A 21,650-nucleotide genomic window follows, 5' to 3' on the forward strand; every position below is an offset into this window, starting at 1 on the left:
CCGGCCGGGCGGCGGGGCGACCGGCGGCGCACGCTGAAGTACGTCTCCACCACGCGCTTTCCTCCCCAGTACGGCCGAGGAGGTCCCTTGTGCGTCCGTTTCCCCGCCTGGCCTCGGCGACCGTCGCCCTCGCGTGCGTGCTGATCCTGCCGAACGAAGCGATGTCCCACGCGCGCGTGCCCGCCGCGGGCGCCGCGTCGGGAGGGCTCTTCGGCGCCGAGTGCAGGGTGCGCGTCGACGCGTCCGACGTGACCGCCTACTGCCACAACCCGTATCCCGAGACCGACCACGTGCGTCTGCACGTCGAGTGCGCCCGCTGGTGGGACCTAGACGGCGACGGTCCGGCGGTCGTGGCCGGGCCCGCGCAGACCGTACGGCTGGACGGACGCTGCTGGAAGGACGTCCAGGCGGCGTGGGTCAGCCACCAGCGGGCGCGCTGAGCCTGCCCGGGCGGCACTGGAACGGATAGCCGGCCGCCTCCTCCGCGGCCGTCACGGCGTCCCCCGCGCGGATCGCGTCGACCAGCCGCGTGTGGTCCATGTGCGTCTCCGGCGTCAGCACGCTGCCGACGTCCACGCGCAACCAGTCCCGCATCACCTCGCCCAGGTCCGCGTACATCGCGGTCATCACGTCGTTGTGCGAGGCGGCCACGACGGCCAGGTGAAAGGTCGCGTCCGCCGTCACGAACGTCTCCGTGTCGCCCGACTCCCAGGCCTCCTCGCGGCGTACCAGCAGCGCGTCGAGCTGCTTGAGGTCCCTCTCCGTGCGCCGCTCGGCGGCGAGCCGGGCGGCGGCGGACTCCAGGGTCGAACGCAGCTCGGCGATGTGCCGGGGGTCGGCGTCGGCGAAGCGGCGCTGCATCACGCCCGCCAGCTCGCTGGTGGCCACGACGTACGTACCGGAACCCTGGCGGATGTCCAGCAGGCCGTTGTGGGCCAGCGCGCGAACCGCCTCGCGGACCGTGTTCCGGGCGACACCGAGCTGCTCGACCAGCTCGGGCTCGGTCGGGATGCGGGAGCCGACCGGCCACTCACCCGAGGCGATCTGCTGGCGCAGCGCCGCGATGACCTGCTCGGACAGCGCCGAACGACGCGGGTGACTCAGGGGCATGGCTCACCTTCGCACGCGAGTGGACAATCAATCATCCCATGATTCTATGATGGATCTCATGGCTAGTGACGAAACCCGGACGGAGACTCGTACGGACACCCGGACGGACACCCGGACGGACACCCGGACCGGATCCCCGGAGTCCGCGACCCCCGGCGAGCCGGCCGCGCCCGGTGCCCGGGTGCCCGGCAGCGCGCCCGCAACGCCCGGCACGCGCGCGTGGACGACGTGGACGACCCGCCTGCTCCTCCTCGGCATCGTCCTGGCCGCGTTCAACCTGCGCCCCGCCATCACGAGCCTGGGCGCGCTCCTGGAAGAGGTCCGCGACGGGCTCGGCATGAGCGGCAGCGTGGCCGGGCTGCTCACGTCCGTGCCCCCGCTCTGCTTCGCCGTCTTCGGGGTCACCGCCCCGCGGCTGGCCCGCCGCTTCGGACCCGGTGCGGTGGTCTGCGCGGGCATGGTCGCCATCACCGCGGGCCTGCTCATACGCCCGTACGCGGGCGGTACGGCGGGCTTCCTGGCCGCCACCGCCCTCGCGCTGATGGGTATCGCGGTCAGCAACGTCCTGATGCCGGTCATCGTCAAGCGCTACTTCCCCGACCGGGTCGGTTCCATGACCGGCCTGTACTCGATGGCGCTCGCCTTCGGCACCTCGATCGCCGCCGCGGCGACCGTGCCCGTGACGAACGCGCTGGGCGGGCACTGGCAGCCCGGCCTCGCGGTGTGGGCCGCGGTGGGGGCGGCGGCCGTTCTGCCCTGGATCCCGTTCGTACGGGACCGGAAGGCACCGTCCACGCCGTCGCCCGCCCGGGACGTCGCCGACGGGGACGGCGCCGACGAGGCCACCGCGGAGTCCGCCCGGGCGGCGACCGCGCGTACCGACCGGCCGGCGGAGCGGCCCGCCGAGCAGCCGCCGCTGCGGATCACCCGCAGCCGGACGGCCTGGGCGCTCGCCGTCTTCTTCGGCCTCCAGGCCACCGCCGCCTACATCACGATGGGCTGGATGGCACAGATCTTCCGGGACGCGGGCGTCTCCGCCGGCACCGCGGGGCTGCTGCTCGCCGTCATCATGGTGATGGGCGTGCCGCTCGCCTTCGTCATCCCGCGCGTGGCGACCCGCCTGCCCCATCAGGGCCCGATCGTGCTGGTACTGGGTGTGTGCGGGCTCGCCGGATACGCCGGCCTGTACTTCGCCCCGGCCGGCGGCGCCTGGGCCTGGGCCCTGCTGCTCGGCGTCTCCAACTGCGCCTTCCCGCTCGCGCTGACCATGGTCGGGATGCGGGCCAGGACCGGCGCGGGTGTCGCCCAGCTCTCCGCCTTCGCGCAGAGCACCGGTTACCTGATCTCCATCCCGGGGCCGCTGCTGGTGGGCGTGCTGTACCAGCACAGCGGGGGCTGGGGCCTGCCGATCGCGCTGATGAGCGCCCTGATGGTGCCGCAGATCGTGGTGGGTTTCCTGGCGGGACGCGACCGCACGGTGGAGGAGGAAGCGGCCCGCTGACCCCGGCGGCTGCTCACTGACTGTGGCGGGCTGCCCCGGCAGCCACCTGCCCGCGCCGGTCGGTGGCCCGCCTGCCCGCGCAGTCGGTGCTCCGTCTGCCCCGGTCGGTGGCCCGCCTGCCCCGGTGCGGGCGACGGATGCGAGACTTGCCGTATGCCAGTCCTCGACCCGAACCCTCAGCACGGCCAGAAGAAGATGTTGATCGTCTTCGGTGCCTTCCTGGCGATTTTCGTGATCATCGGCATCATCGCGACGATCGCGTCGCCGTGACGCCGGCCTCGCCCGGCCGATGGTGGGGTTAACCCCCCATCCCCTAGGGGGTGAGGGTCAGGGTCAAGTGGGTGGACCTCCGGATGGGTCGGGGCCCGCGGATTCCGTAGTTTCGAGATGTGCCCGCGACAGGCGGGCCGCGGAGCACGGACCGGGACGCCCGAAGACCAGCGGAGGCACTCATGTCGGCCACTACCCACACCCGGCCTCCCCAGGCGACCCGGGGTGGCGTCGAGACCCGGCTGCCCTGGTGGGCCCTGGCCCTGCCGGTGCTCGCCTTCGTCACGCTGCTCCTGCTGATACTCAACCCCTCCGAGGCCCACGCCGCCGCGGGCGAGCCCGCGATCTCCCACCTCCTGGAGCGGGTGCGGCAGCTCACCGCGCACTGAGGCCCGATCGGCACCCGGGCTGCGCCTGAGGCGGTGAATCGGCATGTCAACTCCCTGCGCCCCGTGGCCTGTTTCATGCGAAGCTGGATGCCATGAGCGTCGCAGAACCCCGCAGGATCGTCCTTTTCCGGCATGCGAAAGCCGACTGGCCACAGGTGACCGACCACGAACGGCCGCTCGCCGATCGGGGGCGCAAGGACGCCGCAGAGGCCGGGCGCCGGCTGGCGGATACCGGCATCGCCTTCGACCAGGCCCTGTGCTCCACCTCGACCCGGACTCGCGAAACCTGGAAGCTCGCCGTCCAGGAGTTCCCGCAGCGGCCGAAAACCGTCTATGAGGAGCGGATCTACGAGGCCTCGCCCGGCGAGCTGATCGCCGTGCTCAACGAGACCCCCGACGACCTGCGGAACGTACTGGTGATCGGCCACAACCCGGGCATGGAGGGACTCGCCGAGATCCTGGCCGGCTCGACCGAGGAAGAAGCCCGCGAACGGATGGGCAGCAGGGGCTTCCCGACCGCCGCCTTCGCCGTTCTGACCTTCACCGGCTCCTGGAAGGACGTGGAGCCGGGCGCGGCCTCCCTCGCCGACTACTGGGCGCCGACCGACTGATCCGGCTCACGCCGATCCGGTCCTACGCCGGTCGAGCCCCGAGCTGATCCGACTCCGCGCCGCGGGGCCCGGAACCCGTGCGGTCCGGGCCCCGCGGCAGGTCGGGCCTCGCTGTGTCCGGCCCTCGCCGTTCCGCCGCGCGCTCGCCGGGTCCTCGCACGGGCAGCCCGGCGTGGCGGTGCGCCAGGCCGCCGGCGTCGGATCGCCCCGGGCCGGGCGCCCGCCCGCCGGGTCAGATCCGGTCGAGAGGCAGACCGAGGCCCTCGCCGAGGCCCTCCTCCAGGGTGTCCGCCGCCTCGACCTCTTCGCGGGTGATGCCCAGCAGATACAGGACGGTGTCGAGGAAGGGCACGTTGACCGCCGTGTGCGCGGCCTCCCGCACCACCGGCTTGGCGTTGAAGGCGACGCCCAGCCCGGCCGCGTTCAGCATGTCCAGGTCGTTGGCGCCGTCACCGATCGCCACGGTCTGCGACAGGGGGACGGCCGCCTCGGCGGCGAACCTGCGGAGCAGCCGCGCCTTGCCCGCCCGGTCGACGATCTCCCCGGTGACCCGCCCGGTGAGCTTTCCGTCGACGATCTCCAGCGTGTTGGCCTGGGCGAAGTCCAGCCCCAGCCGTTCCTTGAGGTCGTCGGTGACCTGGGTGAAGCCACCGGAGACGACCCCCACCTGGTAGCCGAGCCGCTTCAGCGTACGGATCAGGGTGCGGGCGCCCGGCGTCAGCCGCACCTCGCTGCGCACCTTCTCCACCACCGAGGCGTCCAGCCCCGCCAGCAGCGCCACGCGTGCGTGCAGCGACTGCTCGAAATCCAGCTCCCCGCGCATCGCGGCCGCCGTCACCTCGGCGACCTGGTCCTCGCAGCCGGCGTGCGCGGCGAACAGCTCGATGACCTCGTCCTGGATCAGCGTGGAGTCCACGTCCATCACGACCAGGCGCTGCGCCCGCCGGTGCAGACCCGCCGAGACGACCGCGACGTCCACACCGAGCGCCGCGGCCTCGGTGGCCAGCGCGGTGCGCAGGGGCTCGGTCTCCACGCCGGACACCGCGAACTCGACGGCGGTGACCGGGTACTTGGCCAGCCGGAAGATACGGTCGATGTTGCTGCCGGACTCGGTGATCCGGGCCGCTATGGCGGCGGTCGCCTCCGCGGTGAGCGGGTGGCCGAGCACCGTGACCAGGGAGCGGCCGAGACCGCGCGGCCGGTTGTCGCCGATGCCGGAGATGATCTCCGCCTGCAGCTTCAGCGACTCCGCCCAGCCGTGGACGGTCGCCCGCAGGTCGCCCTCCAGGCCCCGGGGCGGCTCGGTCACGAGCGCGCACAGCACGATCCGGCCACGGGTGACGACCTGCTCGATGTCGACCACGTCGACGGAGTAGGCGGCGAGGGTGTCGAACAGGCCGGCCGTGATGCCCGGTCGGTCCTTGCCGAAGATCTTGACGAGAAGCGTGGGAACGTCAGAGGTCTGCGAAGCGCTCATGGTGCTCCAACCGTATCCGGCACCCGGTGCCTTCCGCCGCCGAGGTCCGCCTGACGGACACGACACCCGGGCTGGCCCGGCTCGCTCCGTCTCTCGCCGTCGCCCCCGGACACGGAGGAGTCGGGCGTCCCTCGCCACGGTGAGGAAGGCGGCCGGCCCCGGGCCGCCCCGCAGGGGCCGCGGAGGCCGCCGTACCGCTCGGGGCGGTGGTCGCGGCGGTCGGTGATCCCCGCGGGGGCGGAGCGGGGGCGGGACAGTGTCGGCCGGGTGAGGTCCGGGCCTTCTGCCCGCCGTCTCCGGGGCGTGGTGGAGGCCCCCGCTCGGGGCGGTGGTCGCGGCGGTCGGTGACTCCCCCGGGGCGGGGACGGGACAGTGAATGCCGTCCGGTGGGGCCCTGGCCCTCTACCGGCCGTCGCCGGGGCGCCGCGGCGGCCGGGGTGGCGGCGGAGGCGGGGGAGGCGGCGGGGGGCCCTCGCCCCACCGGGACGGTGGCCGGCCCCCGGGCCGCGGCGGCCTTCGCGGCGTTCCCGGCGGCGGTCCCAGCGGCCCGGCCACCGTAGGGGCGCCGTACACGTCGTCACCGGCGGGCTGCCGCTCGTCACCGCCGGGTCGCCGCTCGTCGCTGTCGGGCTGCCGCCCCGCGTCTTCTGGCCGTCGGCCCGCGGCCCCGCGCACCTGCCCCGTGCCGCCGGGCGGCCGGGCGTCGGGGCCGGCCCGTCCGCTCCCCGGTGTCCCCGCGGCGGGCGCCGGCGGCGTACGCGCCTCCGCCGGCCGCGCGTCCTCGGGTTCCCCCGCCCCCTCCCGTGGCCGTAGACAGGGATTGGCGCCGGGGCCGGGCGGCCGCTGTGGCGCATCCGGCCGGTACGGGCCCGGGGGTGGCCCCGCATACGTCGTGGTGCCCCCGGTTCCGCCACCCCCGGCCACGGCGACCGCCCCCGCCGTCCCGGCACCCCGTGCCAACGGCGTCGCCCGAGCCCCGGCCGCCCCGCTCGCCCGCGCGAGCAGCGCCCCGGCGGCCCCCGCCCCCGCGCCCCACACCGCACCCAGCAGCAGCGCCGTGCCGAGGTGTCCACGCAGGTCGATGCCCGCGCCGAACACGTCGACGCCGAGCACCGACAGCGAGGCGTTCACGGACACCTCCGTCAGCCAGGCCACAAGCGGCAGCGCCGGCGCGGTCGCGAGGCCCAGCCGCAGCGCGCACCGCCCGGCGAAAGCGACGGAGCGCGCGTCGTCCCGCGCCACCGGTGTCCGTACCGCCGTCAGTACCCCGGCCAGCAGCATCACCAAGGCCGCCGCCACCCCCAACAGCCACACCCGTCCGTCCAGTTCCGCCAGCCGCCCGAGCGTGACCGGCTCCTCGGCGCCGGCGCTCAGCAACTCGTCCAGCGGAGCGGGGAGTAACCCGGCCGGCTCGCCCGTGGCGCGCCCGTCCCACGGCACGAACAGGCCGATCGGCATACCGAGCCAGACCCCGTTCGGCGTGCCGAGCAGCGCGGCGCCGGCGATCCGCCGGGGATGGTCGTCGCCGATCGCCGCGTACCCCGCCGCCGCGAAGCCGGCCGCCACCGCGGTGAGCGCCACCGTGACGAGGGCCGACACGGCCGGCCGCACCACGCGGTGCACGGCCTCGCACCCGCGCGGCAGGGGAGTGCGGCGCGAGGCCAGGAGCGCGACGAGCAGGACTGTGGCGGACCAGATCAGCCCGCCCAGCAGCGTCGGCGCGGTGTCGACGGTGAAGCCGACCGAGGCCTCCGCACCGACGAGGTCACCGATCCGGTCGGGCAGCAGCCCGCCGATGTCCCCCACGTCACCGAGTCCGGGAATCTCGAGGCCCCCGCCCCCGCCGCCGGGCAGGTCGTCCAGTCCGAGCGAGCCGCCGTCGATCGTGACGACGTCGTGACCCGCCCAGGCCAGGCCGCCCGTCATCGCCACGAAGAGGGCGACGACCGCGCCCGCGCGCGCGAGGAGTTCGGCGGGTGCGACCACGACTCCGGCCGCCCGCAGGGACCGCAGGAAGAAGAACGACAGGAGCAGCGCGCCGACCAGACCGACACCCAGTGGCGTGATCTCGATGGCCGTGTGCGCCTCCGCCCCTTTCAGTCCGAACGCGGACACATCACCGGCCGGCGTGACCGAACCACCTGCCCCGAGCGCCACGACCGCCGCGGTCATCGGGCCCAGCGAGCCCGCCGAGTCGGCGTCGAGCAGATGCAGCCCGAGCGCCGCCGTCCCCGCCATACCGATCAACGCCCAGCTCACGGCGGCGATCGCGGACAACAGGACGTCTCCCCACGGCACCTTCGTGTCGTACCCCGCGGGTCCGACGCTTGTGGACGCGCTCATGGCAGACCCCCCGATCCGCTGCGCGGCGGGGTTGCCGCGCATGTCCCCCTCGCGTGGAATACCACTTTCCGGGCAGGTTGCAACCTCGTCAACGGGAACGACCGAAGGGTGCCTACGCAGTTTTCACAAGGCCCGACTTTCGGTCAGGGGGCCGAGCCTGAAATAGTTCCCCCCGATGTTCGACATCCCTAGACTCCCCGCGACGGGGGCAAATCGGGGGACAACTCAGTGGGGCATGGAGTGCCGGAACTCGTACTGGAATCCAATGGACAGACCTGGACGCTCGATCCGTCCCGGTCATACGCGCTCGGACGCGATCCGCAGGGGGAGCTTGTTTTCGACGACGCCAGGGTCTCCTGGCGGCATGCCACGATCAGTTTCAACGGCCGCAGTTGGGTCGTCGAGGATCACGGCAGTACCAACGGCACGTTCGTGCACGGGCAGCGGATCCAGCAGATGGAGCTCGGCGCCGGCGCGGTGCTGAATCTGGGCAACGCGACCGACGGACCGCGCGTGAGTCTGACCGGCACACAGGCCGCCGTCGGTACACCGCAGGTCCAGTCCCAGCAGCAGCCGTACGCCGCGCAGGGCGCGAACGCCGGCTGGGCCCAACAGGCCCCTGCGCAGGAGCCGCAGAAGCAGCAGGTCCCGCCGCACCAGGCCCCGCACCACCAGGCTCAGCAGCACGGACAGCAGCAGGCCGGCTGGCAGCAGCACGCGCCGCAGCCGCAGCAGGCCGCGCCGCACTTCCCCCAGCAGCAGGGGCCCGGCGGCGCGGCGGGGGCGCCGCCGGTCCACGGCGACCGCAGTCCGACCACGTTCCACCAGTTCTCGCTCGGCCGCGTGATGCGCATCGGCCGCGCCCTGGAGAACGAGCTGGTCGTCTCCGACCTCCAGGTGTCCCGCAACCACGCGGAGTTCCACGCGACGCCCGACGGGCGCATGGAGATCCGCGACCTGGGCTCGCACAACGGCACGTACGTCAACGGACAGCCGATCGCCAAGGGCGGCTCCCAGTTGCTCGGCCCGACCGACGTTGTGGGCGTCGGCCACTCGACGTTCCGGATCGTCGGGGACCGCCTCGAGGAGTTCGTCGACACCGGTGAGGTGTCCTTCTCCGCCCGTCACCTGACCGTCACGGTCGACGGCGGCAAGCAGATCCTCAAGGACGTCTCCTTCGGCGTCCCCGAGAAGTCGCTGATCGCGGTCATCGGCCCGTCCGGCTCCGGCAAGTCGACCCTGCTCAAGGCGCTCACCGGCTACCGGCCCGCCGACCAGGGCGAGGTCCTCTACGACAACCGGAACCTCTACAAGCAGTTCGCCGAGCTGCGCCAGCGCATCGGTCTGGTCCCGCAGGACGACATCCTGCACAAGGAACTGACCGTCAAGAAGGCCCTCAAGTACGCGGCGAAACTCCGCTTCCCGGCCGACACCACGGCCGCCGAGCGCGACGCCCGCATCGACGAGGTGCTGCGCGAGCTCAAGCTGGACATCCACAAGGACAAGAAGGTCACGTCCCTGTCCGGCGGCCAGCGCAAGCGCGTCTCCGTGGCTCTGGAGCTGCTCACCAAGCCGTCGCTGATCTTCCTGGACGAGCCGACCTCCGGTCTCGACCCCGGCATGGACCGCGACGTCATGCAGTTGCTGCGGGGCCTGGCCGACGACGGCCGCACCGTCCTCGTCGTCACCCACTCCGTGGCCGAGCTGGCGATCTGCGACAAGCTGCTGGTGATGGCGCCGGGCGGCTCGGTGGCCTACTTCGGCCCGCCCGAGGAGGCGCTGAACTTCTTCGGCTACGACACCTGGGCCGACGTCTTCTCCGCCTTCGAGAACTACCGCGACTACGACTGGGCGGGCCGCTGGAAGGGCTCGCAGCACTACCAGATGTACGCCGCGGACCTCGACGCCGTCGCGCCGCAGGCCGTACAGGTGTCGCCGATGCAGGCGATGAAACCGCCGAAGCCGCAGGGCTGGATGTCCCAGTTCACCACCTTGGTGCGCCGCTATGTCTCGGTGATCGTCTCCGACAAGGGCTTCCTCGCCCTGATGGTGATCCTGCCGGCGGTGCTCGGCGCGGTGAGCCTGCTCATCGACCCGGACAAGGGCCTGCTGCCCAATCCCGCCAACCCGCAGTCCGGCCGGATCATCCCGAACGGCACGGCCACCACGGTGCTGCTGATCCTCGCGGTCGGCGCCTGCTTCGCCGGCGCCTCCAACTCCGTCCGCGAGCTGATCAAGGAACGGGTCATCTACGAGCGGGAGCGGGCGACCGGCCTGTCGCGGTCCGCGTACCTGATGTCCAAGGTCTTCGTGCTCGGCGTGATCACCATGCTGCAGGGCCTGCTGGTCGGCGTCATCGGGTTCGCCACCCGGGAGATCCCGGAGGAGGGGCTGGTCCTCGGCGGGCTGACGCTCGTGGAGCTGTCCCTGCCGATCATGGCGCTGGGCTTCACCTCGATGATGTTCGGCCTGATCATCTCCTCGCTGGTGAAGACCGCCGAGAAGACCATGCCGCTGCTGGTCATGTTCGCGATCATCCAGGTCGTCTTCACCGGCTGCCTCTTCGCCCTGAACGGGACGGTGGGCGTCAACCAGTTCTCGTACCTGATGCCCTCGCGCTGGGCGGTCGCCGCGGCCGGCGCCACGCTGGACTTCAACAAGATCAGCCCGCCCGAGAAGGGCGCCGAGAACGACCCGCTGTGGGAGCACACCGTCGGCGCGTGGGGCATGGACATGGCCGCGCTGATCGTCCTCGGTGTGATCTGCGGCTTCTTCGTGGCGCGCTTCCTGCGCCGTCACGAGCCCGAGGTCATGCGCAAGTAGTCCGCGGCCGCGAGGCCCCGAAGGGCGGCACCCCGTCAGGAGGGTGCCGCCCTTCGGCGTTCGGATCGGCGTCGGCGACGTCGTGAAGAGGTCCGCGCCGACCTCAGTACGCGCTGTCGACGTTGTCCATGGTGCCGTACTTGTCCGCGGCGTAGTTGCAGGCGGCGGCGATGTTGGCGACCGGGTCGTAGATGTTCCAGGACGTGCCGGGCACGTGGTAGGCCTTGAACGTCGGCGGGATCACCTGGAGCAGGCCCTTGGACGGGATGCCGTTGATGGCGTTGATGTCCCAGTCGTTGATGGCCTTCGGGTTGCCGGAGGACTCCCGCATGATGTTGCGGTGGATGCCCTCGTAGCTGCCGGGGATGTCGTGCTTGGCCAGGACGGCCCTGGCCTCGCGGATCCAGCCGTCGAGGTTGTCCGGGTAGGACTTCGTCGAGGCCTTCTTGACCTCGGCGCGCTTGGCGGACCGGCTGGCGGTCTCCTTGGCCTCGCGCTTCTCCGCGGCCTTCTCGGCAGCGGCCTTCTTCTTGGCGGCGGCCTTGGCGGCCGCCTCCTTCTTCGCCTCGATGGCGGCGACCTTCTGGCTGGCGCCGGCGAGCTGGCCGGTGACACCGGCGTGCACGTCCTGGATCTGCTCGGTGCTGTACGCCACCTTGGCCTTCGGAGCGGCAGCCTCGCTCGTGGCCGTCTGTCCGCTGGCCGGGACCGCGGTGAGGGCGACGGCGGCGGCGCCGAGCGTGCCGACACCGGCTATCGCGAGCTTGTGGGTGCGGTTCAGGGGACGACTATGACCACGGGTGAAGATGTTCTTGGGCATGGCGGGATAGACCTCTTCGAATAGCGCGGAGGTCGCTCTCGTCCGGTGGGGACAGGGGGTGCTTCCGGCACGAACGCCGCGGGGCGACAACCCACGGCGTTGAGCGACGAGAGCAATTCTTAGCGGCCGCAAAATTCGGAGGCAAAGGTGTGACGTACGATCCGCGGTAGTGGATCAGGGAAGTGCAAAACGGGGCAGACTGGACTGTCTGCCCCGCTCAAAACGGACGAGTCGTCTCCTACTCCCCTTCGTACGTGACGTGCGCCCTATGTGCGGGCTCACATCGGGTCCCCGCCCTTCTCACTTTTGGTTGCTGGAGCAATGCATAGTGTGAGGGTCTGAGCGCCGCCCCCTACGGCAGGAGGAGATGGACGTCCCCGAACTCGTGCCACAGGTAGCGCCCACGCACCGCCGCCTCGTACCCGCGGTCGATCGCCGCCCGCCCCGCCACCGCCTCCAGCATCAGCAGATGCGAGGCCTCGGGCTCGTGCAGCCCCGTCAGCAGCCCGTCGACCACCCGCACCCCGCGCTCCGGAGTCACGACCAGATCGGTCCACCCCGCCCGGGCCCGTACGGTCCCGTCGGCACCGGCCGCCGACTCCACCGCCCGCACGGCCGTCGTCCCCACGGCCAGCACACGCCCGTCGCCCGCCCTCGCCGCGTTGATCAACCGCGCCGACGCCTCCGGCACGCGGAACCGCTCCGGATACGGCGGCTCGTGCGCCTGAGCCGAAGCCACACCCGTGTGCAGCGTCACCGGCGCGAACTGCACCCCCCGGCTCACCAGCTCCGCCACCAGCCGCGCCGTGAAGGGCCGTGCCGCGCTCGGCATCTCCGCGCTCCCCGTCCCGTCCGCGGACGGCAGCGCGAACACCGTCTGGTACGCGGACAACGGCTGGTCCCGCTCCGTATAGGAGTAGCGAATGGGCCTGCCGTGCTCCCGGAGCACCACGGGCACCTCGGCCCCCGACATCCGCGCCCACCACAACCGCTCCCCGCGCGGACTCAACGGCTCCTCCAGCACCAGTCGCGCACCGCCCGGCAGCCGTACCTCCGTCCCCCGCGGTCCGCCCGCCCCTCTCCCGCCACCCTTCGAGGGAAGCCCTTCGCGTTCTCCTTCCGCACGCGCGCGCGTGGTGCCCCGCCCATCGGGGTCCCGCAGCTCCACCGCCCACCGGCCGTCGTCCCCGCGCGTGGAGAAGTGCACCACCACGCGTGCGTGGCCGACCCGTCCGTCCACGGCGGCGGCCAGCGTGGCCGACGTGTTGACGATCAGCAGATCCCCCGCCCGCAGCAGCCCCGGCAGCTCCCGGAACCCGTGATGCGACACCTCGGTGCCACGCGACACCAGCAGCCGTACGCCGTCCCGGTCCCGCCCCGGCCCCCGCTGCTCGACCGGCACCCGCGCCGACAGCTCCTCCAGAACACGCAGTGCGAGCGTCATCGCGGTCCCTCCAGCAACGCCGGAGCCCCGTAGCGACCGCCGGCCGGCCGCTCGTCCAGGAGCCTGAGCAGCGCCGGCACGACACTCACCGGATCGGGGCGCGGATCCTCGTCGTCCGGTACGGCCGCCGCGTACAGGTCCGTGGCCATGTCCCCGGGATCGACCGCCCAGACCCGCAGCCCCGGCTCCTCGGCGCCCAGCACCGCCGCCATCTGGTCCAGGGCCGCCTTGGACGCCCCGTAGCCGCCCCACGTCGCGTACGCCTCCGCCGCGGCGTCCGAGCTGACCGTCAGCACCGCGCCCGCCGGAGCCGCCCGCAGCAGCGGCAGCGCCTCCTGGACCAGGCCCAGCGCGGCCACGACGTTCACCTCCAGCGCCCGCCGCAGGCCGTCGAGCGGCAGCTCCTCCAGCCGCACCAGCGGCTCAGCGCCCAGCGCGCTCGCGTTGCTCACCAGCAGGTCCACACCGCCCAGCCGCCAGGCCGCCGACACCAGCGCCGCCCGGTGCCCGGCATCCGTCACATCCCCGGGCAGCGCCGTCACGCGCGTGCCGTACGCCTCGAGCGCCGCCGCCGCCTCCTCGAGCGCCGTCGGCGTCCTGGCGTCCAGCACCAGGTCCCAGCCCCGTGCCGCCAGGGCCTCGGCGAGCGCCCGGCCCAGCCCCTTCGAAGCCCCCGTGATGATGGCAACCGGCATGACACACGTCCCCTCGTCGTCCACACCGCCTGATCGGTTCGGTGTGATCCTCAACGTAGGAACCGGGCCGCACCGGCCGCCTCGGGCACGGGCCGCAACCGTGCGGGGCCCTTCGACCTAGGACCGGCGCGTAGGACGCAGGGCCTAGGCCCACCGCCCTACGCGGCGGCGGCCACAGGTCCGATACCGCTGTCGCACCCCGCCGGTACCGTGAGGGCATGAGTCACGGCCCCCGGTCCGGCCTCGCCGCGGTCAGTGCCGCGCTGCTGGCCATGAGCAGGCATCTCGAGGTGCGCGACGTCCTCAAGACGATCGTCGCCTCGGCCCGCGAGCTGCTCGACGCGCAGTACGCCGCCCTCGGGGTCCCCGACGACCACGGCGGCTTCGCCCAGTTCGTGGTGGACGGTGTCAGCGACGAGCAGTGGAAGGCGATCGGCCCCCTGCCTCGCCAGCACGGCATCCTCGCCGCGATGCTGCACGAGGCCACGCCCCAGCGCCTCGCCGACGTCCGCAAGGACGCCCGCTTCGAGGGCTGGCCGTCCGCCCACCCCGACCTGGTCGACTTCCTGGGACTGCCGATCCGCGACGGCGACGAGGTCATCGGGGCCCTCTTCCTGGCCAACAAGAACTGCCCGAAGCCCGAGGGCACCTGCGGCTTCACCCCGGACGACGAGGATCTGCTGGGCATCCTCGCCCAGCACGCCGCGATCGCCCTCACCAACGCCCGGCTGTACGAACGCAGCCGTGAGCTGACCATCGCCGAGGAGCGCTCCCGCCTCGCCCACGAACTGCACGACGCGGTCAGCCAGAAGCTGTTCTCGCTGCGCCTGACCGCCCAGGCCGCGGCCGCCCTGGTCGACCGCGATCCCGCGCGCGCCAAGGGCGAGCTGCAACAGGTCGCCGCACTCGCCGCGGAGGCCGCCGACGAGCTGCGCGCCGCCGTCGTCGAGCTGCGCCCCGCCGCCCTGGACGAGGACGGCCTCGTCGCCACCCTCCGCACCCAGATCCAGGTCCTCGACCGCGCCCACACCGCGCGCGTGACCTTCACCGGCCACGGGGTCAAGGCCCTGCCCGCCGCCCAGGAGGAGGCGATGCTGCGCGTCGCCCAGGAGGCACTGCACAACGCCCTGCGCCACTCCGCGGCGGAGCACGTAGACGTGACACTGCACCGCCGCGGCACCGGAGCCGTGCTGCGGGTCGCCGACGACGGCACCGGCTTCGACCCGCGCACCGTGCGCCGAGCGGGACGCCACCTGGGCCTGGTCTCCATGCGGGACCGGGCCAACGGCGCCGGCGGCAGACTGACCGTGGAGTCGGCGCCCGGCAAGGGCACCACGATCGAGATGGAGGTCCCCGGTGGCTGACGCAATCAGGGTGCTGCTCGTCGACGACCACCAAGTGGTCCGCCGGGGCCTGCGCACCTTCCTGGAGGTGCAGGACGACATCGAGGTGGTGGGCGAGGCCGCGGACGGCGCGGAGGGAGTCGACCGTGCCGAGGAGCTGAAACCCGACGTGATCCTCATGGACGTCAAGATGCCGGGCATGGACGGCGTCGACGCGCTGCGCAGACTCCGCGAGCTGGACAACCGCGCACGCGTGCTGGTCGTCACCAGCTTCACCGAACAGCGCACGGTGGTCCCGGCCCTGCGGGCGGGCGCGGCCGGCTACGTCTACAAGGACGTCGATCCCGACGCGCTGGCGGGCGCCATCCGCGCCGTCCACGCCGGCCACATCCTGCTCCAGCCCGAGGTCGCGGGCGCGCTGCTGTCCCAGGAGGAGGGCAACTCCGGCCAGGGCAGAGCGGGCGCCCTCACGGAGCGGGAGCGCGAGGTGCTGGGCCTGATAGCGGACGGCCGCTCCAACCGGGAGATCGCGCGCGCCCTCGTCCTCTCCGAGAAGACCGTGAAGACCCACGTATCGAACATCCTGATGAAACTCGACCTCGCGGACCGCACCCAGGCCGCGCTGTGGGCCGTGCGCCACGGTGTGGCCGGCTGACCCCGTACGCGGCGGCAACCCGGAGGGTTCCCTTCCAGTCAGAGATTCATACCGTCGTGGGAATGTCCCCCATATGGCGCATCCTTCGAGGGGTCCGGCCGTTCTCCAGTGCGTGCCGCGGCGACTGCCGCGGCGATCGCAAGGAGGGCTTGTAAGTGAAGAACCTGAAGAAGGCAGCGGCCGTGACGATGGTGGCCGGCGGGCTGATCGCCGCCGGTGCGGGCATGGCCTCCGCCACCGACGGCTCCGCCGCCCACGGCGAGGCCATCGGCTCCCCGGGCGTCGTCTCCGGCAACGTCATCCAGGCGCCGGTCCACATCCCGGTGAACGCCGTCGGCAACAGCGTCAACGTCATCGGCCTCCTGAACCCGGCCTTCGGCAACACTGGCGTCAACCACTGACCCAGGCCACCAAGCCGACCACGGCCTCCCGGGCCCTCACCCGGGAGGCCGGTCGCGTTACCCCCCGCCGCGGGCAGTCGCTCACCCCTCCCGCTGTCGGCAGTCGCCCATCCCCCCGCTGCAGGCAGTCGCTCACCTCGCCCCGCCGAGGGCAGTGGCTCACCCCCGCGGCAGGCAGTCGCTCACCTCGCCCCGCCGAGGGCAGTGGCTCACCCCCCGCGGCAGGCAGTCGCTCACCTCGCCCCGCCGCGGGCAGTGGCTCACCCCCCGCTGCAGGCAGTCGCTCACCTCGCCCCGCCGAGGGCAGTGGCCCACCCCCGCGGCAGGCAGTCGCTCACCCCGCCCCGCTGCGGGCAGTCGTGCCGCTGGGGCGGCACGGGTGGGCGCAGCGGCACCCCGTCAGCGCCGGGCCGCGCGCCCCACCCCCGGCCGACCCCGTGCCGGGCACCCCCACCGAGAAACGTCACCGCCCCCCGAGCGACGTCGCCCGCACAACCAAAGCCACGCCCCCGCACAACCAGGGCCACGCCCCCGCACTACCAAGGGACGTCACCGCACCACCAAGGGACGCCCCCGCACAACCAAGGGACGTCACCGCACCCCCCTCTCCCGCTCCTCCACAACGGAGTTGTACGCCGCGACCTGCGCCCGCCGAGCCGTCCGCTCCACCGGCCGCAACGCCTCCCCCCGCGCCGCCATCTCGGAGGCGCTCACCGCACCCCCGTGCCCGTTGCCACCCGCCAGCGACACCAGCGCCCCCACCCGCTGCGCCAACTCCAGCACCCGCACCGCCCGCGGCGGATACCCCGGCGCCAAGACTTCCCGCCCCCGCTCGGCCCGCGCCCGGTACGCCGCGACTGCCGCCTCCGCCACCGGCCCGGACCCAGCGACGTCCAGGCGCGTCAATACCTCCGTCGCCTCCCGCAGCGCCTCCGCCAGTTCACGCTCGGCCTCCCCGAGCGAGGGCACATCGGCCGGCGGCCCCTCCCGCACCGGCAGGCAGTGCCAGACGACCTCGACATGCACATCACCCTCGGGCCCGGCCTCGTACACCTCCGGCACCAGCCCGAGCGCGGCGCCGTGACAGACCACCGCCTCCTCGGCCTCCAGCGCCCGCGCGTTGAAGTCCGGCGGCCCGCTGAGCCCCAGCGGATGCCCGGGCGCCGGCAGCGCGACCCGGAGCCCGGTCGCCCCGAGCGCCCGCAGTCGCCCCAGCGCCAGGGTGAGACCGACCGGCGCCGACTCGCCCGGCAGCCCCTCCACCCGGTGCACCGCGTCATCGCCGACAATCGCGACCGCGGCGTCGTCCGGCGAGACCATTCCGGCAATAAGGGCATTTCCCCAGGCGGCAAGGCGCCCTGCGCGTGGTTCCGAGAGCATGCCCCCACCCTAAGGACCGGACCGATGGAACGGTGAAGCCGACCGGTGGCGTAGATTTCCTGGAGGGCCTGCGCCCACCGGCGCGGCGGCCCGAGCCAGAGGCGTACGCGACAGCCGAGACCGGCCACAATGCAAGGGGAGACAACGCGCTCATGAGCGATGTTCTGGAGCTTCAGGACGTATCCGTGGTCCGCGAGGGCCGGGCTCTGGTGGACCAGGTCTCCTGGTCGGTGAAGGAGGGTGAGCGCTGGGTCATCCTGGGCCCCAACGGCGCCGGCAAGACCACCCTCCTCAATGTCGCGTCCAGCTACCTCTACCCCAGCAAGGGCACCGCCACCATCCTCGGCGAGACCCTCGGCGAGCCCGGCACCGACGTCTTCGAACTGCGCCCGCGCATCGGCATGGCCGGCATCGCCATGGCCGACAAGCTGCCCAAGCGCCAGACCGTCCTGCAGACCGTGCTGACCGCCGCCTACGGCATGACCGCTGGCTGGCAGGAGGAGTACGAGGACATCGACGAGCAGCGCGCCCGCGCCTTCCTCGACCGCCTCGGCATGACCGAGTACCTGGACCGGAGGTTCGGCACCCTCTCCGAGGGCGAGCGCAAGCGCACGCTGATCGCCCGCGCCCTGATGACCGACCCCGAGCTGCTGCTCCTGGACGAGCCGGCCGCCGGCCTCGACCTCGGCGGCCGCGAGGACCTCGTCCGCCGCCTCGGCCGACTCGCCCGCGACCCCATCGCCCCCTCGATGATCATGGTCACCCACCATGTCGAGGAGATCGCCCCGGGCTTCACCCACGTCCTGATGATCCGTCAGGGCAAGGTACTGGCCGCGGGTCCGCTGGAGCTCGAGCTCACCTCCCGCAACCTCTCCCTCTGCTTCGGGCTCCCGCTCGTCGTCGACCAGGTCGGCGACCGCTGGACCGCGCAGGGACTCCCGTTGTCCTGACCCGCCCCCCGTGCGCCCTGTCCCCGGCAGGTCACCCGGACCTACCATGACCATGTGAACGACATCGACGCATGGGTGTGGTGGCTCGTAGCCGCGGCAGCGCTCGGAATCCCGCTCGTCGTGACCGCGATGCCGGAGTTCGGGATGCTCGCCGTCGGCGCGGTCGCCGCCGCCGTCGCCTCCGGGCTCGGCGCGGACCTCGTCGTCCAGGTACTCGTCTTCGTCATAGTCTCGGTCGCCCTCATCGCCGTCGTGCGGCCCATCGCCGCCCGGCACCGCTCCCAACGGCCCCAACTGGCCACGGGCGTGGACGCCCTGAAGGGCAGACAGGCCGTCGTACTGGAACGGGTCGACGGCTCCGGCGGCCGGATCAAGCTCGCCGGAGAGATCTGGTCGGCACGCGCACTCGACACCGGGCGTACGTACGAGACGGGCGAGGAAGTGGACGTCGTGGACATCGAGGGGGCCACGGCGATCATCATGTGACCGCGCCGCACACAAGTGGACCGAACGCCCTCCGAGGTGCGCGACGGTCTGTCAGACTCGACCAGCAAGATCCTCAACAGCCGTAAGATCAGCAGTAGTCAGGGTCAATAGGATCTGCCGGAGCGCCCAGGCGGAGAAGGGGACGGACAACCACGATGGAACCGGTCATCATCGTCTTGATCATCCTGGTGGTGTTGGTCTTCATCGCCCTGATCAAGACCATCCAGGTCATCCCACAGGCCAGCGCCGCCATCGTCGAGCGCTTCGGCCGCTACACGCGGACGCTGAACGCGGGCCTCAACATCGTCGTCCCGTTCATCGACACCATCCGCAACCGCATCGACCTGCGCGAACAGGTCGTGCCCTTCCCGCCGCAGCCGGTCATCACCCAGGACAACCTGGTCGTCAACATCGACACCGTCATCTACTACCAGGTGACCGACGCACGCGCCGCGACCTACGAGGTCGCCAGCTACATCCAGGCCATCGAGCAGCTCACCGTCACCACACTCCGCAACATCATCGGCGGCATGGACCTGGAACGCACCCTGACCTCCCGCGAGGAGATCAACGCGGCCCTGCGCGGCGTCCTCGACGAGGCCACGGGCAAGTGGGGCATCCGCGTCAACCGGGTCGAGCTCAAGGCCATCGAACCGCCCACCTCCATCCAGGACTCGATGGAGAAGCAGATGCGCGCCGACCGCGACAAGCGCGCCGCGATCCTCCAGGCCGAAGGTGTCCGGCAGTCCGAGATCCTGCGTGCCGAGGGCGAGAAGCAGTCCCAGATCCTGCGGGCGGAAGGTGAGGCCAAGGCCGCCGCCCTGCGCGCCGAGGGCGAGGCCCAGGCCGTCCGTACGGTCTTCGAGGCCATCCACGCCGGCGACCCGGACCAGAAGCTGCTCTCCTACCAGTACCTCCAGATGCTCCCGAAGATCGCCGAGGGCGACGCCAACAAGCTCTGGATCGTCCCCAGCGAGATCGGCGACGCCCTCAAGGGCCTGTCCGGCGCCATGGGCAACTTCGGCGGCATGGGCGGCGGTTCGGGCGGCGGCGGCAACGGCGGCACGGGCGTCCCGGCCCAGGAACGCCGTGAGAAGCCGTCCATCGACTGACCAGGTTCCTGCGAACGCCGGGCAGAACCCGCGCCCGCAAGGGCGCGGGGAACTGCACGACCAACCACGGCGCAACCGGCAGCCGGGAAGTCACCGAGCCCTCAGCGGCCACGGCCTCACGCGGCGTTGGCCGCCAACCAATCCGGCAGCGCCTCAAGGTCGTCCCGGGCCAGCGCCAGCAGCATCGCGTCGGCGGGCGTGGGTTCGAACGGCGTCCGCAGCAGCGGCATCCCCGCCTGCTCCGGCGTCCGGTTCGCCTTGCGGTGATTGTCCTCCGCACAGGAGGCCACCGTGTTCAGCCACGTGTCCTGCCCGCCGTGCGACCGCGGCACCACGTGGTCGACGGTCGTCGCACGCCGCCCGCAGTACGCGCACCGGTGCCGGTCCCGGACCAGCACGCCCCGCCTCGACCACGGGGCCCGTCTTCGGAAGGGCACCCGTACGTATTGGCACAGCCTGATTACCCGGGGCGCCGGTATGTCGAGCGCGGCTCCGCGCATACGCAGTTCGGGGTGGGCCTGTTCGACGACGGCCTTGTCCTGGAGCACCAGAACGACGGCTCGATGAAGCGTCACCGTCGACAACGGCTCGAAGCTCGCGTTCAGTACCAGCGTGTCACGCATACCAGCCCACCTCCCGTGCGCACCGGCCCACCCCCTGGCGGGCTGGGATCAACTCTGGCCGGGCACGCCGGGATGGACAACGCAATATCTGCTGCTCCTACGGGGGACGCGCCCCCGCCACCCCCGCAACAAAAATGCCCGCCCCTGATCCATTCCAAGACCAGAGGCGGGCAAACGTTGCATGAACGCTCGGAACACTAACCCTCGGCGGGCACCTCGTACTCACCGACGAGCTGGGCACGCGCGATCGTGTGGAACCGCAGATTGAAGCCGACGAACGCCGGGGTGGCCTCCGCGTCCGGTCCCAGCTTCTCCTGGTCCACGGCGTACACCGTGAACACATACCGGTGCGGGCCGTCCCCGGGCGGCGGTGCGGCACCGCCGAAGTCCTTGCTGCCGTAGTCGTTGCGTGCCTGTACGGCACCCTCCGGCAGCCCCTCGAACTTGCCGCTGCCCGCGCCCGCCGGCAGCTCGGTCACCGAGGCCGGGATGTCGAACACCACCCAGTGCCAGAACCCGCTGCCCGTCGGGGCGTCCGGGTCGTAGCACGTCACGGCGAAGCTCTTGGTCTCGGCGGGGAAACCCTCCCACCGCAGATGCGGCGAAGTATTGCCGGCCGCGTGGACCTGAGCGTCCTTGAGCGTCGCGCCCTCCCGGACGTCCTCACTCGTGACCGTGAACGCCGGCACGGGCGGGTGGAAGTCATGGGGGAGCGGACGCCGCTTGAGCTCGGTCACCTCGGTACCTCCTGATCGTTTGGTGCAGAGAAGACCGAGCCTAGAACCCCTAGAACCAGTTGCGCTTGCTGCCGACCTCCGACAGCCACTGGTTGAGATACGCGACCCAGTCGGTCCCCTGGTAGTCGTTCAGCCCCACCTTGAAGGAACGGAACGTGTCGCTGCCCTCGCTGAACAGCCCAGGCTTCTTGTCCATCTCGAGCACGACGTCCATCGCCTGCGCGTCGGCCACGAAGCTCAGCTCGACCTGGTTCAGCCCCCGGTACTGCTGCGGGGGGAGGAACTCGATCTCCTGGTAGAAGGGCAGCTTCTGCCGGGTACCCCGAATGTGGCCGCGCTCCATGTCCGCGTTCTTGAAGCGGAAGCCCAGATGGATGAACGCGTCCAGGATCGCCTTCTGCGCCGGCAGCGGGTGCACGTTGATCGGGTCCAGGTCACCGGAGTCCACGGCGCGCGCGATCTCCAGCTCCGTGGTCACGC

At 72.1% G+C, this 21,650-nt stretch carries 21 protein-coding genes and 1 pseudogene (1 of these 22 only partly in view); 12 read left to right on the forward strand and 10 right to left on the reverse strand.

Going from position 1 to position 21,650, the window contains the following annotated elements; genetic code table 11:
* Positions 1–89 precede the first annotated feature (89 nt).
* Positions 90–440, forward strand: coding sequence for a hypothetical protein (locus B1H29_RS28410; RefSeq protein WP_055416224.1), 351 nt, complete (start codon positions 90–92; stop codon positions 438–440).
* Here the strand turns inward: B1H29_RS28410 and B1H29_RS28415 are convergent.
* Positions 418–1,110 carry a FadR/GntR family transcriptional regulator gene (locus B1H29_RS28415; protein ID WP_055416223.1) on the reverse strand — a complete coding sequence of 231 codons (693 nt, stop codon included), beginning with the start codon at positions 1,108–1,110 and terminating at the stop codon, positions 418–420. The two genes, B1H29_RS28410 and B1H29_RS28415, sit on opposite strands and share 23 nt — an antisense overlap.
* A 46-nt stretch (positions 1,111–1,156) precedes the next feature.
* On the opposite strand from B1H29_RS28415, the gene B1H29_RS28420 reads away from it, so the two are divergent.
* From B1H29_RS28420 to B1H29_RS28435, 4 genes are all read left to right on the forward strand, one after another.
* On the forward strand, positions 1,157–2,611 hold the full coding sequence (locus tag B1H29_RS28420) for a CynX/NimT family MFS transporter (protein ID WP_199832269.1): 1,455 nt from the start codon (positions 1,157–1,159) through the stop codon (positions 2,609–2,611).
* A gap of 153 nt (positions 2,612–2,764) precedes the next feature.
* Entirely contained in the window at positions 2,765–2,881 is a 117-nt protein-coding gene (locus B1H29_RS39885; protein ID WP_011027990.1) for an SGM_5486 family transporter-associated protein, read from the forward strand.
* A gap of 182 nt (positions 2,882–3,063) precedes the next feature.
* The gene (locus tag B1H29_RS28430; protein ID WP_055416222.1) at positions 3,064–3,270 is read left to right on the forward strand and encodes a hypothetical protein; all 207 of its coding nucleotides are present in this window, start codon (positions 3,064–3,066) and stop codon (positions 3,268–3,270) included.
* 92 nt (positions 3,271–3,362) lie between these two features.
* Positions 3,363–3,881, forward strand: a complete 519-nt coding sequence (locus tag B1H29_RS28435) for a SixA phosphatase family protein (protein WP_055416221.1) — start codon at positions 3,363–3,365, stop codon at positions 3,879–3,881.
* 232 nt (positions 3,882–4,113) lie between these two features.
* Here the strand turns inward: B1H29_RS28435 and serB are convergent, their stop codons facing one another.
* Together serB and B1H29_RS28445 are read right to left on the reverse strand one after the other, a co-directional pair.
* Complete coding sequence (gene serB, locus B1H29_RS28440; protein ID WP_055416220.1) at positions 4,114–5,358, reverse strand: phosphoserine phosphatase SerB; 1,245 nt, start codon at positions 5,356–5,358, stop codon at positions 4,114–4,116.
* Between the two features lie 402 nt (positions 5,359–5,760).
* Positions 5,761–7,701 (reverse strand): streptophobe family protein, encoded by a 1,941-nt coding sequence (locus B1H29_RS28445; protein ID WP_167392560.1) that lies wholly within the window; start codon positions 7,699–7,701, stop codon positions 5,761–5,763.
* A 240-nt stretch (positions 7,702–7,941) separates the two neighbouring features.
* Between B1H29_RS28445 and B1H29_RS28450 the strand changes: the two genes are divergently transcribed.
* On the forward strand, positions 7,942–10,524 hold the full coding sequence (locus B1H29_RS28450; RefSeq protein WP_199832268.1) for an ABC transporter ATP-binding protein/permease: 2,583 nt from the start codon (positions 7,942–7,944) through the stop codon (positions 10,522–10,524).
* A gap of 103 nt (positions 10,525–10,627) precedes the next feature.
* On the opposite strand, the gene B1H29_RS28455 is transcribed toward B1H29_RS28450, so the two are convergent.
* From B1H29_RS28455 to B1H29_RS28465, 3 genes are all read right to left on the reverse strand, one after another.
* On the reverse strand, positions 10,628–11,344 hold the full coding sequence (locus B1H29_RS28455) for a transglycosylase SLT domain-containing protein (protein WP_055416217.1): 717 nt from the start codon (positions 11,342–11,344) through the stop codon (positions 10,628–10,630).
* Positions 11,345–11,696: 352 nt separating this feature from the next.
* A complete protein-coding gene (locus tag B1H29_RS28460; protein ID WP_055416216.1) occupies positions 11,697–12,788 on the reverse strand; it encodes an S-adenosylmethionine:tRNA ribosyltransferase-isomerase in 1,092 nt (363 codons plus the stop codon).
* Complete coding sequence (locus B1H29_RS28465) at positions 12,785–13,483, reverse strand: SDR family NAD(P)-dependent oxidoreductase (protein ID WP_055417664.1); 699 nt, start codon at positions 13,481–13,483, stop codon at positions 12,785–12,787. Before B1H29_RS28465 ends, B1H29_RS28460 begins: the two co-directional genes overlap by 4 nt.
* Before the next feature lie 218 nt (positions 13,484–13,701).
* Between B1H29_RS28465 and B1H29_RS28470 the strand changes: the two genes are divergently transcribed.
* The 3 genes from B1H29_RS28470 (at position 13,702) to chpE (ending at position 15,882) form a co-directional block, all read left to right on the forward strand.
* Complete coding sequence (locus tag B1H29_RS28470) at positions 13,702–14,847, forward strand: GAF domain-containing sensor histidine kinase (protein WP_055416215.1); 1,146 nt, start codon at positions 13,702–13,704, stop codon at positions 14,845–14,847.
* Positions 14,840–15,481: a response regulator gene (locus B1H29_RS28475; RefSeq protein WP_055416214.1), complete on the forward strand. Its 642-nt coding sequence runs from the start codon at positions 14,840–14,842 to the stop codon at positions 15,479–15,481. Before B1H29_RS28470 ends, B1H29_RS28475 begins: the two co-directional genes overlap by 8 nt.
* A gap of 155 nt (positions 15,482–15,636) precedes the next feature.
* Entirely contained in the window at positions 15,637–15,882 is a 246-nt protein-coding gene (gene chpE / locus B1H29_RS28480) for a chaplin ChpE (protein ID WP_055416213.1), read from the forward strand.
* Positions 15,883–16,473: 591 nt separating this feature from the next.
* On the opposite strand, the gene B1H29_RS28485 is transcribed toward chpE, so the two are convergent.
* Positions 16,474–17,262, reverse strand: a complete 789-nt coding sequence (locus B1H29_RS28485) for a hypothetical protein (RefSeq protein ID WP_055416212.1) — start codon at positions 17,260–17,262, stop codon at positions 16,474–16,476.
* A 152-nt stretch (positions 17,263–17,414) separates the two neighbouring features.
* Between B1H29_RS28485 and B1H29_RS28490 the strand changes: the two are divergent.
* The 3 genes and pseudogenes from B1H29_RS28490 to B1H29_RS28500 all read left to right on the forward strand — a co-directional run.
* Positions 17,415–17,945, forward strand: a pseudogene (locus B1H29_RS28490) (ABC transporter ATP-binding protein); the annotation flags it as partial.
* 321 nt (positions 17,946–18,266) lie between these two features.
* Positions 18,267–18,698 carry an NfeD family protein gene (locus B1H29_RS28495; protein ID WP_055416210.1) on the forward strand — a complete coding sequence of 144 codons (432 nt, stop codon included), beginning with the start codon at positions 18,267–18,269 and terminating at the stop codon, positions 18,696–18,698.
* A 155-nt stretch (positions 18,699–18,853) separates the two neighbouring features.
* A complete protein-coding gene (locus B1H29_RS28500; RefSeq protein ID WP_055416209.1) occupies positions 18,854–19,810 on the forward strand; it encodes an SPFH domain-containing protein in 957 nt (318 codons plus the stop codon).
* A 116-nt stretch (positions 19,811–19,926) separates the two neighbouring features.
* On the opposite strand, the gene B1H29_RS28505 is transcribed toward B1H29_RS28500, so the two are convergent.
* From B1H29_RS28505 to B1H29_RS28515, 3 genes are all read right to left on the reverse strand, one after another.
* The gene (locus tag B1H29_RS28505) at positions 19,927–20,433 is read right to left on the reverse strand and encodes an HNH endonuclease (protein ID WP_055416208.1); all 507 of its coding nucleotides are present in this window, start codon (positions 20,431–20,433) and stop codon (positions 19,927–19,929) included.
* A gap of 197 nt (positions 20,434–20,630) precedes the next feature.
* The gene (locus tag B1H29_RS28510) at positions 20,631–21,170 is read right to left on the reverse strand and encodes a YbhB/YbcL family Raf kinase inhibitor-like protein (protein WP_055416207.1); all 540 of its coding nucleotides are present in this window, start codon (positions 21,168–21,170) and stop codon (positions 20,631–20,633) included.
* A gap of 49 nt (positions 21,171–21,219) precedes the next feature.
* Positions 21,220–21,650: the 3' portion of a sporulation protein gene (locus B1H29_RS28515; RefSeq protein WP_055416206.1), read on the reverse strand. The gene runs 352 nt beyond the window's last position; 431 of the gene's 783 nt are visible here — the last part of the coding sequence; its start codon lies off the right edge, out of view; it ends in the stop codon at positions 21,220–21,222.

The organism is Streptomyces pactum (assembly GCF_002005225.1).
Taxonomy (GTDB): domain Bacteria; phylum Actinomycetota; class Actinomycetes; order Streptomycetales; family Streptomycetaceae; genus Streptomyces; species Streptomyces pactum_A.

What these genes read in the sequence shown, in the direction of transcription:
- B1H29_RS28415 (WP_055416223.1), bottom strand. Translation starts at nt 1,110, where the DNA reads ATGCCCCTGAGTCACCCGCGTCGTTCGGCGCTGTCCGAGCAGGTCATC.
- B1H29_RS28420 (WP_199832269.1), top strand. Translation starts at nt 1,157, where the DNA reads ATGATGGATCTCATGGCTAGTGACGAAACCCGGACGGAGACTCGTACG.
- B1H29_RS39885 (WP_011027990.1), top strand. Translation starts at nt 2,765, where the DNA reads ATGCCAGTCCTCGACCCGAACCCTCAGCACGGCCAGAAGAAGATGTTG.
- B1H29_RS28430 (WP_055416222.1), top strand. Translation starts at nt 3,064, where the DNA reads ATGTCGGCCACTACCCACACCCGGCCTCCCCAGGCGACCCGGGGTGGC.
- B1H29_RS28435 (WP_055416221.1), top strand. Translation starts at nt 3,363, where the DNA reads ATGAGCGTCGCAGAACCCCGCAGGATCGTCCTTTTCCGGCATGCGAAA.
- serB (WP_055416220.1), bottom strand. Translation starts at nt 5,358, where the DNA reads ATGAGCGCTTCGCAGACCTCTGACGTTCCCACGCTTCTCGTCAAGATC.
- B1H29_RS28445 (WP_167392560.1), bottom strand. Translation starts at nt 7,701, where the DNA reads ATGAGCGCGTCCACAAGCGTCGGACCCGCGGGGTACGACACGAAGGTG.
- B1H29_RS28455 (WP_055416217.1), bottom strand. Translation starts at nt 11,344, where the DNA reads ATGCCCAAGAACATCTTCACCCGTGGTCATAGTCGTCCCCTGAACCGC.
- B1H29_RS28460 (WP_055416216.1), bottom strand. Translation starts at nt 12,788, where the DNA reads ATGACGCTCGCACTGCGTGTTCTGGAGGAGCTGTCGGCGCGGGTGCCG.
- B1H29_RS28465 (WP_055417664.1), bottom strand. Translation starts at nt 13,483, where the DNA reads ATGCCGGTTGCCATCATCACGGGGGCTTCGAAGGGGCTGGGCCGGGCG.
- B1H29_RS28470 (WP_055416215.1), top strand. Translation starts at nt 13,702, where the DNA reads ATGAGTCACGGCCCCCGGTCCGGCCTCGCCGCGGTCAGTGCCGCGCTG.
- B1H29_RS28485 (WP_055416212.1), bottom strand. Translation starts at nt 17,262, where the DNA reads ATGCTCTCGGAACCACGCGCAGGGCGCCTTGCCGCCTGGGGAAATGCC.
- B1H29_RS28500 (WP_055416209.1), top strand. Translation starts at nt 18,854, where the DNA reads ATGGAACCGGTCATCATCGTCTTGATCATCCTGGTGGTGTTGGTCTTC.
- B1H29_RS28505 (WP_055416208.1), bottom strand. Translation starts at nt 20,433, where the DNA reads ATGCGTGACACGCTGGTACTGAACGCGAGCTTCGAGCCGTTGTCGACG.